The following is a 14,951-nucleotide window of genomic DNA, read 5'->3' on the forward strand; positions in this document are numbered from 1 at the left end:
TTAAAAATATTCGATACTAATTATTCATTATTAATTAAAAAGATGAGAACAATATTAATCGCACTAATCAGTGTAATGTTATTTAGCTGTGCACAGCAACCAAAAGACAATACCATCACCATTAAGGGAAAGGTGGAGTTTCCTGATAATAGCTATAAGATGACAATTGTTAAGAGAAATGGTTTTGAAAAGACAATAATTGATTCGGTAGAGTTAAAACCAGATAACACCTATGAATTCAAAATGAACGTAGATCAACCAGGTGTTTACGTTTTAGATTGTCAAAAATGGCAGTCGGTACGTTTCTGGGCTGAAGATGAAGATTTGGAAATCGACTTTAGAGGAAGAGATACTGCAAAAATCAAGATCAAGAACCCTCCGTTTGTATATATAAAAGGTGGACCAAACAATGAGGTAATGAACTTGTTATCATTCAACAGCTATCGTTCTTACCAGGGGATGATTGCTGCAGGGAAAGTAATATATCAAGCTTCAAAGTCGGATAGTAAAGAATGGAAAGAAAGTGCTGCCCAGGGGTATAACAGAAACTATGTGCAAAGTGATGCATACATGCGCTACGTGGCCAAGCACTATGCCGATCGCAATTCAATTCTTTCAGTCTTAGGTTCATTAAGAAAAGAAAGTGATAAGGAACTTAAAGAGAATATTATTAAGACTCTGGAAGCAAAGAATCCAAATTATCAGCCATTATTAGATTATAAGAAGGAACTGGCAGAGGCCAAAGCTGCAAGAGAGAAAATGATGGAAGGTAAAGTTGCTCCTGATTTTTCATTCCCAACTAAGAATGGTGACAAGAACTATGGACCAAAGGATTTCCGAGGAAAGTACGTATTGATTGATTTCTGGGCGTCATGGTGTGGTCCTTGTCGTCAGGAGATTCCTCACCTAAAGAAAGAGTATGAGAAATACCATGACAAAGGATTGGAAATGCTTAGTGTTTCTATTGATCAAAGCAAGAATGCATGGATGAAAGCGATGCGCAAGGAGAAAATGCCTTGGCCACAGGTTCAAGCACCAAAGGCTGGTAAAGATATCATGAAAGAGTATCAATTCTCAGGTATTCCATTTATTGTTCTTTTAGACAAAGAAGGAAAGATTGTTGGAAAGAATTTAAGAGGAGAGAAGTTGGAAAAACTTTTGGAATCTATTTTCCACTAGAACAGGAAAACGTTTATATAAAGTACATATTAGTAGGGCAATTAAAATCTGTAATTGCCATATTGAAAGGGGGAAGTCCCAATTGCCCTTACTGGTAATTGGGACCTTAACTTAAACAAGAAGATATGAAAAGATATTTGATTTTATTAGTAGCTGTATTTACAGTAAGTTTAAGTACAGCCTTGGCTCAGAGTGCAATGACAGCAGCTACGAAACTTCCACCAACGCTTCAGCGAGAAGGAGTTGTTAATGCCAGCCCTGATGAAGTATGGAAGTTAATTTCAGTTTTAGATAAGGTAGATGAATACAATTCAGAGTTTGTAAAATCTGTAGAGAAAGAGGGAGACGGTTACGAAGCATATCGCTTGGTAAAAATGACCGATGGAACAGAAAGAGGTGAAGAAGTAACGGTTTTTGCAAAAGCTGCTAAAAGGATTTGTTTTAGGTCAGAAGATTCTCAGTATCCGGTAGAATATTATGTAGTGAATTACTACATCGAACCATCAGGTAAATCGAAAACCAAGTTGAGATTGGAATGCTATTTCAAAGTAAATAATGGAGCGCCTAAAACAAAGACATTTAAAGCAATTGGAAAAGAGCTTTCAATAACTCTAAAGGGGATTCAAAACTATTACAACAAGTAATTGGTCTTGATGTTTGTGTGACAATAAAGAATAGTATAAACCGTCTCAGTTGAGGCGGTTTTTTTATACATTAATTTACAAAGGTTAATTAAGCTTAAAAAATGCAGCTTGGTTTCACCCTATTTAGTATTACTATTGTCTTAATAACAGGAAGAATAAACATTAATATTAAAGAGGGAGCTCTTTTATAAGTAAAAAATAAGGATATGAAAAGTAAAATTGCAGTACTAATAGTGCTAATGTTAAGTGTATCAGCTGGTTCATTTGCTCAAATTTTAACACCAGCGAAATGGACTGTTGAATTGTCTAAGAAAGACATAAAAGTAGGAGATGTAATCGAAGTGGTTTTTAAGGCAAAGATTGACAAAAGCTGGCATGTTTATTCGAATGATTTTGATCCGGATTTAGGACCAATCTTAATCGAATTTGATTTTGAAAATCATGCAAGTTACGAGCGTATTGGAAAAGTTAAGCCAATTAATGCCCATAAGAAATACGATAAAATTTGGGAAGGTGATGTAAGTTATTTCGAAAATACTGCGGAAATGCGTCAAAAGATTAAAGTGAAAAGTTTACCATTACATGTTGAGGGAACTTTTGATTTCCAAACATGTTCAGACCAAACAGGACAATGTGTTATGGGGGATGATGAGTTCGATTTGAATTATCCTTCAAAGTAAATCAAGTTTATATTAAAGTGAAAGACTGTCTTTTTAGACGGTCTTTTTTTTGTATGTGCAAATTCATACTATATCTCACTAGCAAAACAGATGAAAAAATTACCTGTAATTATTTCCTCTTGGTTAATTAAGGTTAAAAATAGACCTTCTCATTCATCCGAATTATAATATTTGTTGTCCTTAATATAGTACTGTGAAAACGCATGAATTAAGGAGGATTGCAGATCATGAAAACGTATTTTATTTAGAGGGATTATGAATAATGTAGAAAATCACGTTTTAATTCATCCATTTTTACAGTAATAGTGTCATATAGGCAAACATTTAGAGTTGTTGATTGCATTTCCTGAATAGAAAAGTGTTCCTTTTTTTATAAGTTTGGACGTTTTTGAATTAACAATATAGGGGTTTTGATCTGTTAAATGAAAACAGGTGATAGGGGAATCCGATGTAGTATATTAAAGCTTAATAACATGAAATCACTAATTAAATTATCCGCAATTGCATTGTTGATCAGTGTGTTTGCAGCGTGTAACGAGAAGCCTAAAAAGGAAGAGAAGAAAGATGAAGGGTTTGAGGAAACCGCATTTATGCCTTGTTGTGGCGAGCCATCGTCTAATGATAAGGTATTAACTATTAATCTTGCATTAAACGATACGTATTGCAAGAAAACTGCATGTGCTTGTATTCACGATATTGCAGCAAGAGAGTATGAGGAATTGCAAAAGCAATTGATGGAACAATTTAATATTGATTTGCAGATTACCTATTATATGGAGCCATACATGATGGAAGATCAATTAAAGGCAAAAATTCATGATGGAGTGATTACAAAGCCATGGCATGCTTTCATGTTGATGAAAGAGAATCACCTTCGTTATGAAAGAATTGCTGATATTCTTGATGTGTATGATAAACAATGGTTAACTGGTGTTTATTTGGTAAGAAAAGATTCAGACATTAAAACCATGGCCGATATCAACGGAAGAACATTGGTTGCAGGTCAGGAAGATGCTTATGAGAAATTTCATGCTCCTTTACGTCAATTGGAAAACATGAATATCAAGCCTGGAAAAATTTACTATAAAGCGAGCTGTTTGGAAAGTATCAACGAGCTAATGGATAAAAAAGCAGAAGTAGCTATTGTATCTGACTATGTAATGTCGGCAAGTTGTGCAGTAGATGTTGCCAGCGAAGATGATTTTAGAGTGATTGGAGAAACTGAAAAAATGCCATTGTGTTCTGTAGTGCTAGACCGTAAGAAAATTTCGAAAGAAGATGCAATGCGTTTCCAAAAAGCATTATTGGCTTTATCAAAGGATAAATCTCCGGAAGGAATGTTAAGCGCAGGCTTTGTAAAACCTGCATCATGGATTCCAAATCCATACAAAAAACCAATAGCACAAAACTAACTATTAATATGACTGAAAAGAAGAATTGGGACAGACGTAGCTTTTTGCGTAAAGCTGGTCAGGCCACTTGTGCTCTTGCACTTGGAGGGATTGCCTACAGGATTGTAGGTCAACATTTAAACGAAGAAACTGCAGGTCCACGTTCAAGATATGTTTGGCAGATAGATCCAGACAAATGTACCAATTGTGGTAAATGTGAAACAGGATGTGTTCGCACACCTTCGGCAGTAAAAGCGGTTAATGATCAGAAAAAATGCTCTTGTTGTGTTGTTTGCTATGGCCACATTAAAAACAAGCAAATCGAATCGGAGAAAATCATGAGTGATGGAGAAAGAGTTTGTCCGTATGATGCAGTAAGCCGTAAGAATTTCTCAGGAGGAAAAGATGGATATTTTATATACGATATCGACCATGACAAATGTACCGGTTGTGGTAAATGTGCAGAAGCTTGTACCGATAAAGGAACAAAGTCAATGTTTTTGATTATTCGTCCTGATTTGTGTTTGAATTGCAATTCATGCGATATCGCAAGAATTTGCCCTGAGGATGCAATTGATCGTTTGTACATCGGGCCAGAGGATGATTTTAAAGGAATTTACGAGTTGGAGTACGGTCAAAATGATATGAATGAATATGGAGCTTAAAGGATTAAAATTAAATATGAGAGTAGTTATCGTTATTGCATTTGCTCTGGTTTCTTTGGTAGCTTCTGTAAATACAAGTATGGCTTTGCCTGTTCCTCAGGAGCAAGATTGTCATAGTGTTGATGATTTGAGTAGAGGTAACATTCGTGAGTTTAAGGACAATTACATTCCAAAAGAATTCTTTCCAACACCTGAATACATGGTATTTGTAGATTTGGGTGTATTACTATTATTGCTTTTAATTGGTGTTTTCTTTGTTTGGAGAAAAAAATCACAAAAGGCTATGACTGTAATGGCCATTATCACATTTGCCTATTTGGGATTTATACGTGGAGGATGTGTTTGCCCGGTTGGAGCCATATCAAATACTACAATGGGTTTGATTACTCCGGCAGAAGTTGGCCTGGCTAGTCTAATCATTTTTATGCTTCCATTAATTATAGCATTAATTATCGGACGTGTATTTTGTACATCAGGATGTCCATTGGGGGCTGTGCAGCATATTGTACAAAAGTCTAAGAAGACAATTAAATTGCCTAAAAAATTAAATAATGCACTAAAAGTAGTACCGGTACTCATGTTAATTGCAACGGTTTATTTTGCAATTCAGAGTGCATGCTTTTTTGTTTGTGAGGTGGAACCTTACAAGGTGTTGTTCTTTACAGGACAAACCTGGTTCGAACAAGGTTTGGCATTTATTTTAGGACATCCCATGGAACCTAAATTTTTGATTGCATTTGGTATTGGAACCTGGTTGTACCTGATCGCAATTCTTGTCTTGGGTTATTGGGTGCCACGTCCATTTTGTCGTTTCTTATGTCCTTATGGTGTATTGTTGGGAGTGGTTTCATTCTTTTCATTCAAGCCAAGAAAAATAAAAGATGATAACTGTGTGTATTGTGGCATGTGCGAAAAGGTATGTCCAACGCAAGCGATAGCTATCGATAGAAAAAACAAATATGCTTACGTTTCGAATTACGATTGTGTACAGTGTAATAAATGTAATAATGTTTGTAAGAAAGATGCTTTTTAAATGAAAGTATCATGATCAAATATATGAACCATCCTTAGGGATGGTTTTTTTGTATCTGGCAATAAAATTACATCAGTTTGAAACCCCAAATGGGCTAACTATTTACAATTTTCAAGTAATAATGGCATGAAAACTACAATCAGTAAAAAAAAGTAAAAAAAAATCATTTTTTTTTCACAGTCAATTTTTATCTAATCTGGATTGTAATTGAAATTCCTAGCTCTAGATAATCAGTGAGTTTACAGATTTTAAAATGAACAATATAAATAATTGATTGTTTTTTAGATGCCTGTTAATGTGCTAATTATTAACGTTAATTAACGATATTTTTTACTTATTTCGTTCACCCATTTAGAGATTTTGGTTGTCTCTAAAGCAAAGGTTAAACCAAAAAATAATCAACTAATCAACCCAACAGGTTGGAATCTTATAAAAATAAGCTTGCAATCAGTTAAGACTAAAAAGAAACAGATGAAAGGTAAAATTACAATTCTAGCCATTTTAATGATGGTTTTTAGCGGACTTTCTTTCGGGCAGATGATAGAGCCTACCAAGTGGAAAGTGGAGTTTTCTAAGAAAGATGTAAAAGTAGGAGACGAATTAGATGTTGTTTTTAAAGCAACGATTGACAAAACCTGGCACGTTTACTCGAACGATTTCGATGCGGATTTAGGTCCGATCTTGATCACTTTCGAATTTGCAGCAAATTCAAGTTACGAAAGAGTAGGAGAAGTAAAGCCGGTTAATGCTCACAAGAAGTATGATGAAGTTTGGGATGGTGAAGTAAGCTACTTCGAGAATGAAGGAGAGCTACGCCAAACCATTAAGGTAAAAGAATTGCCTCTTCATGTTGCCGGTACTTTCGAATACCAGACTTGTTCTGATGAAACCGGACAATGTGTTATGGGAGATGACGAGTTTGATTTGAAAATTGGTGAAGCAAAAGAGAAAGCTGCTGTAGCAGTTGCTTCTTCAGATGGCAATGATAAGGAAAGTAAAAAAGGTTTATGGGCAATTTTTATTGCTGCATTTGTAGGTGGATTGCTTGCGATTGTTACACCATGTGTATTCCCAATGATTCCAATGACAGTGAGTTATTTCATGCACTCAGGTGGTGGCAATAAAGCAAAAGGTAGAATGAATGCTTTTTTCTATGGTTTCTCTATTATTGCAATTTATACTGTAATTGGAACAATTTTGGCCGTAGTAATGGGGCCTGATTTTGCAAACTTCCTAAGTACTCACTGGGTTCCAAATATTTTGTTCTTCTTAATATTTGTGATTTTTGCCTTTTCATTCTTTGGAATGTTTGAAATTACTATGCCAAGCTGGATGGTGAACAAATCAGTGGCAAATGAGGATAAAGGTGGTTTCATGGGATCTTTCTTCATGGCATTTACTTTGGTTCTTGTATCGTTCTCATGTACTGGTCCAATTGTAGGTTCAATTTTGGTAGCATCAGCAGGTGGTGAAGTATTAATGCCAATTATTGGTATGTTAGGATTCTCATTAGCATTTGCATTACCATTTACATTGTTTGCAATTTTCCCAGGATGGTTGAACAATCTTCCAAAATCAGGTGGATGGTTGAACTCAGTAAAGGTTGTATTGGGTTTCTTGGAATTGGCACTAGGTTTAAAATTTTTGAGTGTTGCCGATCAAACCTACCACTGGGGAATTTTAGACAGAGAAGTATATATCGCAATCTGGATTGTAATCTTTACATTATTAGGATTTTATTTGTTAGGAAAACTAATGTTTGCTCACGATAGCCCATTGAAGAGTATTAGTGTGCCACGTTTGATGTTGGCAATTGCTTCATTCTCATTCGTTGTGTATATGATTCCGGGTATGTTTGGAGCTCCATTGAAAATGTTATCAGGTTTTACGCCTCCTCAAGCTACTCATGACTTTAACCTAAGTCAAATTGTACGTGATAATGCAGGTGGTGGCCCAGTTCATAAAGCAAGCCATAAGGCAAAATACGCTGACTTTTTACATTTACCTCATGGATTGGAAGGTTATTTCGATTATGATGAAGCTTTAGAAGCATCGAAACGCGAAGGAAAACCAATTTTTGTAGATTTTACTGGACATGGTTGTGTAAACTGTCGCGAAATGGAAGCAAATGTATGGTCCGATCCGGCAGTATTAAAAAGATTACAGGAAGACTTTATTATAGTTGCTCTGTATGTAGATGATAAGAAAAAATTACCAGAAGAAGAATGGTATGTATCTGAATACGATGGTAAGAAAAAGAAAACCATTGGGAAGCAAAACGCAGACCTTCAAATTCGTAAGTACAATGTAAATGCTCAGCCATATTACGTACTTCTTGATGAGAATGGTAATGATTTAACAACACCAACAGCTTACGATTTAGATGTAAATAAATTTGTGAAATTCCTTGATGAAGGAAAGGCAAACTTTAAAAAAAAAGTAACAGTTCAGAACCTTAAGTAGAGCTTTTATATAAAGGTAGTTTAGATTAGTTAGAGAAGTTTTCATTTTATAGATGAAAACATAGTTAGTAAGGATAGATATTGATAGCAGGAGGAAAACTCCTTCTGTTATCAGATCTATAAAAACTAAGGCTACCAAAATCAAAAATTACAACAACAAATACTAGTTAGTGGTTATGAGCAGGGCAGTAAAGAACTTTACCCCAATATCTGATCTATAAACTCCCTGCTCACTCCCTTTTATCATTAGAAAACCAATTACCAAAAAAAAACAGTTTTAAATTGAGAATACGCAAGTATTGTAAATTCAATTTAAGAATGTTGACTCGAACGGGCATATCTCTCGAAATGATTTTGAGAAAAACTAAAAAACAACAAAATGAAGAAATTCTTATCCTTACTCGTAATGAGTGTGATTTTGTTCTCTGGTAACTTTAGCCAGGCGCAAAATACTACAACAATTCCATTAAATCCCAAGGTAAAGTATGGTAAGCTTTCTAATGGAATGACTTATTATGTGATGCACAATGAAGAACCAAAAGACAGAGCAAGTCTTTACTTTGTGCAAAATGTAGGTGCAATTTTGGAGGAAGATGCACAAAACGGTTTGGCTCATTTCCTGGAGCACATGGCTTTTAATGGTCTTGAAAATTTCCCGGGTAAAAATATGTTGAACTATCTTGAAAAGAACGGGATCAAATTTGGTAGAGATATTAATGCTTACACATCTCAGGATGAAACAGTATATAACATCAGTAACCTTCCTACTGGTAATGAAAATTTAATAGATTCAGCTTTACTTGTTCTTCACGATTGGTCGGGAGGATTGTTATTGGAAGCTGATGAGATTGAGTCGGAGAGAGGTGTAATTCACGAAGAATGGAGAACCAGAAGAAATTCTCGTTTTCGTATCAATTCACAAACCCGACCTGTAATGTACAACCATTCTCAGTATGCCAAGCGCGATGTAATTGGTGATTTGAATGTGATCGATAATTTTGAACACAAGCAATTGCGTGATTATTATCACAAATGGTACCGTCCGGATAACCAGGCGGTAGTCGTTGTAGGTGATTTTGATGTGAAGAAAGTTGAAGCAAAAGTGAAGTCGCTTTTCTCAAAAATTCCAATGCCAAAAAATGCTGCTGAAAGAGTATACTACCAGGTAGAAGATAGCAAAGAGACACAATACGTATTAGCAAAAGATAAAGAAGCTAAATCTGTTTCTATCAATTGGATCTTCCGCAAGCCAGCTTATACTACACGCGATGAAAATTACATGCGTGAGAGTTTGGTACAAGGTATGTTCAATACCATGTTGAATAACCGCTTGAAAGAGTTGATGCAAAATCCGGAATGTCCTGCAGTGGGAATGCAAGTAGGTAATTTCGGAATGTGTCGTACAAAAGAGGCCAATTATCTTTATGTAGCTCCTAAGGAGAATAGAGAAATTGAGGCGTTCGAAACATTTATGACTGAATTTGCCAGAGTTCAACGTTTTGGCTTTACTGAGTCAGAATTGGAAAGAGCAAAGACTTCCTTTTTAAGAAGTTATGAATCATACCTACAGGGTAAAGATAAAATCTCAAACGAAGATTGGGCTCAAACTTTCCAGAAGCACTATTTAAGTGCTAATCCTGCTCCTTCGGTAGAATGGGAAGTAGAATTTGGACAAAAAGCGATTCCATCGATCACTTTATTGGAAGTGAATTCAATGTTGAAAAACTATGGAAATATCAACAACAGTGTTTTTGCATTGAGTGGTCCTGATAAGGAAGAAATCAAATACCCAACAAAAGAGGAACTATTTGCTTCTGTTAAAAAGGTGATGACTTCAAATATTGAAGCTTATGCTGATGAAACAGGTGATGCGCCATTGGTGACAGATGAATTAAGCGACAAGAAATTTGTATCAGAATCACTTGTAAAAGGAACCGATGCAAAACTATATACGTTAGAGAATGGAGCAAGAGTAGTTGTTCTACCAACTGATTATAGCAAGGATGAAATCTTATTCAGCTCTTATAGTTTTGGGGGTAGTTCACTTCTTGAAAGAGAAGATTTAGAATCTGGAGATGTTGCAACAATGTTAGCGAAAATCTCAGGTGTAGGTGAATTCAATGCCATTCAGTTAAGAAAGAAATTGACAGGTAAGATTGCAGGAGTAAGCCCCGAGTTGGGTTCGTTTACTGAAGCTTTCTCAGGATCAGCTTCTCCAAAGGATTTCGAAACCATGTTACAGTTATTGTATCAGTATTTCGAGCATCCAAGATTCGATGAGAATGTATTCCAGGCACAAATGGGAGCAATCAAAAACAATCTTCAAAATGTAAAAGCTGATAATGGGAAAGCATTACAAGATACAATTGGACAGATAATGGCTAACCACCATGAACGTGCATTGATGTTCAATGAAGAGTTTGTAAGCAATATCGATTTCGAAAAGGCTAAGAAAATCTATTTGGACCGATTTAAAGACGCAAGCGACTTTACATTCCTATTTGTAGGGAATATCGATGAAGAAAAGCACTTGCCTTTAATTCGTAAATATATTGGTAGTATTTCTTCTGAGAATCGTGAAGAAAACTGGATTGACAGAAAGGTTCGTATGCCAGAAGGAAAATCTCAGAATATTTTCGAAAGAGAAATGCAAGTGCCAAAAACAACAGTATTCCTTTCTCTTAAAAATGAAATGAAATACAATCTTGAAACAAGAATGTATGCAAGAGTTGTTGCAGAATTGCTTTCGAAAAGATATATGGAAACCATACGTGAGCAAGAGGGTGGAACCTATGGTGTTGGTGTTCGTCCATCAATTAGCAAGCGTCCATACGAAAATGTTGGTATCTCAATCAATTTCGATTGTGGTCCGGAAAAACAAGAAAGATTAAGAGAATTGGTTTACCAGGAAATTGATGCCATTGTAAAAACAGTTAATGAAACCGATCTTGAAGAAATCAAGAAAAACTACATAAAGAACAGAGCTGAAGCAGTAAAAGAAAACAGCTTCTGGTTGAGTGTAATTCAATCATCATTAATGAATAATGAGCCAATTACTGATACTGAATCTTACAATAATCTTGTTGAAAGCATAAGTGCTAAGAAAGTAAAAGAATTTGCTAAAAAATTATTTAAGAAATACGATTCTGTAGAGGTTGTAATGAACCCTAAAGATTTGTAAAACAAAATCAATAGTCTGTTTTGGTTTAGTTTTGGATCGGTCGGAGGTAAGGGGCTGGCCGGTCCGTTCTTTCATCTAACAACAATTAACCACCCAAAAAACAAAAACAAACAACTAACATTTAATTTTAACTCTAACTAATGAAAGAAGTATTCTTGCAAAAGCTGAAAGAGGAATTCGTTCCAGCTCTTGGATGTACAGAACCTGTAGCAGTTGCTTATGCAGCAGCTAAAGCTCGCGAAGTCTTAACATTACAACCAGAACGCATTGAGTTCTTTGTAAGTGGAAACATTTTAAAAAATGGAATGGGTGTAGGAATTCCTGGTTCGGGTATGGTTGGATTAACCATTGCCGGAGCACTAGGAGCTTTAGGTGGTGATCCAACAGCGGGACTTGAAGTATTGGACGGCATCAGCAATGATGTTATGGATATGGCAAAATCTTTTGTCGATGAAGGAAAAGTTTCAGTGGATGTAAAGTATGATGTACCTAAATTATACATTGAGTGCATTTGCCACAGTGGTGATAATACAGGCCGAGTAATTATTCAAGACCGACATACAAACATTGTAGTCATTGAAAGAAATGGAGAAGTAGTTTATAGCAATGCATGCGATTCCGATGATAAAGGAGGAGCTGACTTCTCTCAATGGAGCTTTGAAAACATTTACAATTTTATCCATTCAGTTGATATTTCAGAGATCCGTTTTATCGAAAAAGGAATCAAGCTAAACAAATCGATTGCTGAAGAAGGATTAAAAGGAAACTATGGCCTTCAGGTTGGCAAGTCGATGTTGTTGAATATCAAGAAAGGTTTATTGTCTTCTGATATCATGAACCGTTCAATCATGTTAACAGCTGCAGCTTCTGATGCTCGTATGGCAGGCAGTACCATGCCGGTAATGTCGAACTGTGGTAGTGGTAACCAGGGGATTAGCGTTACACTTCCTGTTGTTGTTGCAGCGGAAGAGTTAGAGGTAGAGCACGAAAAATTATTGCGTGGTCTTGCCTTGGCACTATTAACCACGATCTACATGAAATCATTTGTAGGTCAATTGTCTGCTTTGTGTGGCGTATTGCTTTCTACTGCTGGTGCTGGATGTGGAATTACTTACATCATGGGAGGAGATTTCCAACAATTGGGTATGACTTTGAAAAACATGACAGGTAGTGTAACAGGAATGATTTGTGATGGTGCAAAATATGGCTGTTCACACAAGATTTCGGCAAGTGTTAGTGCTGCCATTCAATCCTCTTTATTGGCAATGAACCACAATGTACTAAATGGAATGAATGGTATTATCGATGATGATGTTGAAGCAACAATCAGAAATATTGGTCGCCTGGCAAACGAAGGAATGGAAGTTACCGATGAGGTAATTTTGAAAACCATGTTGGAGAAAATGAAAAAAGTATCATAAGCTACACCTGAATATTTTTATTAAAATTAAGGTGATAAAATATTGATTTAAGATGGATGTGAAAGAGAATAATATTGAAAAAGTAAAGTGTTTGATTATTGGTTCAGGACCTGCAGGTTATACTGCAGGGATTTATGCTTCGAGAGCTAACTTGAACCCTGTAGTTTATGAAGGATTGCAACCTGGTGGACAGTTAACAACCACTACCGAGATTGATAACTTTCCTGGATACCCGGAAGGAATTAGTGGTCCGGTAATGATGGGAGAGCTAAAAAAGCAAGCAGAAAGATTCGGTTGCGATTGCCGTTGGGGAATTGTTACGGATGTTGATTTTGAGCAAAGACCTTATAAAGTAACTGTTGATGGTAAAACTGAAATAGAAGCTGAATCGGTAATTATTGCAACAGGAGCAACTGCCAAGTATTTAGGATTGGAAAGTGAAGAGAAATTTAAAGGTTCTGGTGTATCGGCATGTGCTACCTGTGATGGATTTTTCTACAGAGGAAAAGATGTTGCTGTTGTAGGAGGTGGTGATACTGCTTGCGAAGAGGCTTCATACCTTGCAGGTCTTTGTAATAAAGTATATTTGGTGGTTCGTAAAGATCACTTGCGTGCTTCGAAAGCAATGCAAGAGAGAGTTTTCAAAACAGAAAATATCGAAATATTATTCGAACACAATACCAAAGAATTAACTGGAGGAATGGGAGTTGAAGGCTGTACTTTGATGAAGAAAGCTGGTACTCCTGAAGAGGAAGAGGTTAAAATTGCCATTGATGGATTTTTCCTGGCAATTGGACACCATCCAAACTCTGATGTCTTCTCAAAATATATAAAAACTGACGATCAGGGCTACATTTTAACTGAAGCAGGAACTCCTAAAACCAATGTGGCAGGAGTATATGCTTGTGGTGATGTTCAGGATCCGGTATATCGTCAGGCAATCACTTCTGCAGCCTCCGGATGTCAGGCAGCTATGGAAGCTGAAAGATATTTGGCTGAATTGAACTAATACAGTCTTTCATAATTTAAGTGTAAGTTTCAGCAAAGCAGGCAAGCTCTCCAATTTATTCAGACATGTTAAATGAGCTTGCCTCTTTTTAAAAGATGATAAGAGATAAAGAGATCTTATAAGATTGAATATGTTTAACTACTAAATAACTAACCTAACAAAATGATGACAAATCCCCTAAGCAAAAGAATTGTAGGCATTTCCAGTTTAATAGGGAATACGCCTTTATTAGCTATTGAGTTTACTTACAAAGGAAAAACTCGTACCATTTATGCCAAAGCCGAATACCTGAACATGACAGGTAGTATTAAGGATAGAATGGCATTTCATATTCTGCAAAAAGCCTACAAAAGCGGAGCTTTAAAAGAAGGTGATCGCATTATAGAAGCAACCAGCGGTAATACAGGAATTGCCTTTTCAGGAATTGGTCGTGCAATGGGTCACCCTGTTACCATTTATATGCCCGACTGGATGAGTCAGGAAAGAATTAACCTGATGAAAAGCTATGGTGCAAACATACAGCTGGTAAGCAAAGATGAGGGAGGATTCCTTGGAAGTATTGAGATGGCCAACAAATTAGCCGAAGAAGACGAGAATACCTTCTTGCCACGTCAGTTTTCCAACTGGGACAATTGTGAAGCACATTACAACACAACAGCTCAGGAATTGTGGTGGCAATTGAAATACAGAAACCTGGTGCCTGATGCATTTGTCGCAGGTGTTGGAACAGGAGGAACTGTGATGGGAGTTGGTAAATTCCTAAAAGAACAGAATCCTGAAATCAGAATTCATCCTCTTGAGCCATCTAATTCACCAACCATGTCCACCGGATATAAAGTTGGAAAGCATAGAATTCAGGGAATTTCCGATGAGTTTATTCCTTCCATCGTAGAGTTGGATAAATTGGATGAAATTGTAAGTGTTGATGATGGTGATGCAATTGTCATGGCACAAAAACTTTCTTCTGTATTGGGTATTGGAATTGGCATTTCATCGGGAGCAAACTTTTTGGGAGCACTTAAAATTCAGGAAGAATTAGGAACAGATGCAGTAGTGGTTACTGTGTTTGCTGATGATAATAAAAAATACCTGAGTACCGATTTAATGCGCGAAGAGCCAGTAAAAGAAGATTTTATGGCACCTGGTGTTGAGCTTCATAAGTTCCGTGCATTTAAACGAGTTTGTCACACTTGTTGTGATCCTACCGATTGTGTAGAAGGAAATTATCATGATGCATATGAAATGGTAAAATTACCATATTGTCCAAGAAGAAATTAATCAATCTA

General features: G+C 36.3%; 11 protein-coding genes. All 11 read left to right on the forward strand.

Annotated features, from left to right (window positions below; all coding sequences use genetic code 11):
* Window positions 1-42 precede the first annotated feature (42 nt).
* The 11 genes from NQ163_RS03700 to NQ163_RS03750 all read left to right on the forward strand — a co-directional run bounded on the left by NQ163_RS03700 (window position 43) and on the right by NQ163_RS03750 (window position 14,943).
* Window positions 43-1,179 carry a TlpA disulfide reductase family protein gene (locus NQ163_RS03700; RefSeq protein WP_268188938.1) on the forward strand — a complete coding sequence of 379 codons (1,137 nt, stop codon included), beginning with the start codon at window positions 43-45 and terminating at the stop codon, window positions 1,177-1,179.
* 125 nt (window positions 1,180-1,304) lie between these two features.
* Window positions 1,305-1,823, forward strand: coding sequence for an SRPBCC family protein (locus NQ163_RS03705; protein WP_268188939.1), 519 nt, complete (start codon window positions 1,305-1,307; stop codon window positions 1,821-1,823).
* Window positions 1,824-2,029: 206 nt separating this feature from the next.
* On the forward strand, window positions 2,030-2,503 hold the full coding sequence (locus tag NQ163_RS03710) for a protein-disulfide reductase DsbD domain-containing protein (RefSeq protein WP_268188940.1): 474 nt from the start codon (window positions 2,030-2,032) through the stop codon (window positions 2,501-2,503).
* Window positions 2,504-2,976: 473 nt separating this feature from the next.
* Window positions 2,977-3,915 (forward strand): phosphate/phosphite/phosphonate ABC transporter substrate-binding protein, encoded by a 939-nt coding sequence (locus NQ163_RS03715; protein ID WP_268188941.1) that lies wholly within the window; start codon window positions 2,977-2,979, stop codon window positions 3,913-3,915.
* A gap of 8 nt (window positions 3,916-3,923) precedes the next feature.
* Window positions 3,924-4,559: a 4Fe-4S dicluster domain-containing protein gene (locus NQ163_RS03720; RefSeq protein WP_268188942.1), complete on the forward strand. Its 636-nt coding sequence runs from the start codon at window positions 3,924-3,926 to the stop codon at window positions 4,557-4,559.
* Window positions 4,543-5,592 carry a 4Fe-4S binding protein gene (locus NQ163_RS03725; protein WP_268188943.1) on the forward strand — a complete coding sequence of 350 codons (1,050 nt, stop codon included), beginning with the start codon at window positions 4,543-4,545 and terminating at the stop codon, window positions 5,590-5,592. Before NQ163_RS03720 ends, NQ163_RS03725 begins: the two co-directional genes overlap by 17 nt.
* A 471-nt stretch (window positions 5,593-6,063) precedes the next feature.
* Window positions 6,064-8,055 carry a protein-disulfide reductase DsbD family protein gene (locus tag NQ163_RS03730; RefSeq protein ID WP_268188944.1) on the forward strand — a complete coding sequence of 664 codons (1,992 nt, stop codon included), beginning with the start codon at window positions 6,064-6,066 and terminating at the stop codon, window positions 8,053-8,055.
* 378 nt (window positions 8,056-8,433) lie between these two features.
* The gene (locus NQ163_RS03735) at window positions 8,434-11,235 is read left to right on the forward strand and encodes a M16 family metallopeptidase (protein WP_268188945.1); all 2,802 of its coding nucleotides are present in this window, start codon (window positions 8,434-8,436) and stop codon (window positions 11,233-11,235) included.
* 140 nt (window positions 11,236-11,375) lie between these two features.
* The gene (locus tag NQ163_RS03740; RefSeq protein ID WP_268188946.1) at window positions 11,376-12,656 is read left to right on the forward strand and encodes an L-cysteine desulfidase family protein; all 1,281 of its coding nucleotides are present in this window, start codon (window positions 11,376-11,378) and stop codon (window positions 12,654-12,656) included.
* 52 nt (window positions 12,657-12,708) lie between these two features.
* Entirely contained in the window at window positions 12,709-13,665 is a 957-nt protein-coding gene (gene trxB, locus NQ163_RS03745) for a thioredoxin-disulfide reductase (RefSeq protein ID WP_268188947.1), read from the forward strand.
* Window positions 13,666-13,830: 165 nt separating this feature from the next.
* Window positions 13,831-14,943, forward strand: a complete 1,113-nt coding sequence (locus tag NQ163_RS03750; protein WP_268188948.1) for a PLP-dependent cysteine synthase family protein — start codon at window positions 13,831-13,833, stop codon at window positions 14,941-14,943.
* The last annotated feature ends 8 nt before the right edge of the window (window positions 14,944-14,951 follow it).

The sequence above is a fragment of the Marinifilum sp. D737 genome (genome assembly GCF_026672275.1).
In the GTDB taxonomy this organism is placed as follows: domain Bacteria; phylum Bacteroidota; class Bacteroidia; order Bacteroidales; family Marinifilaceae; genus Marinifilum.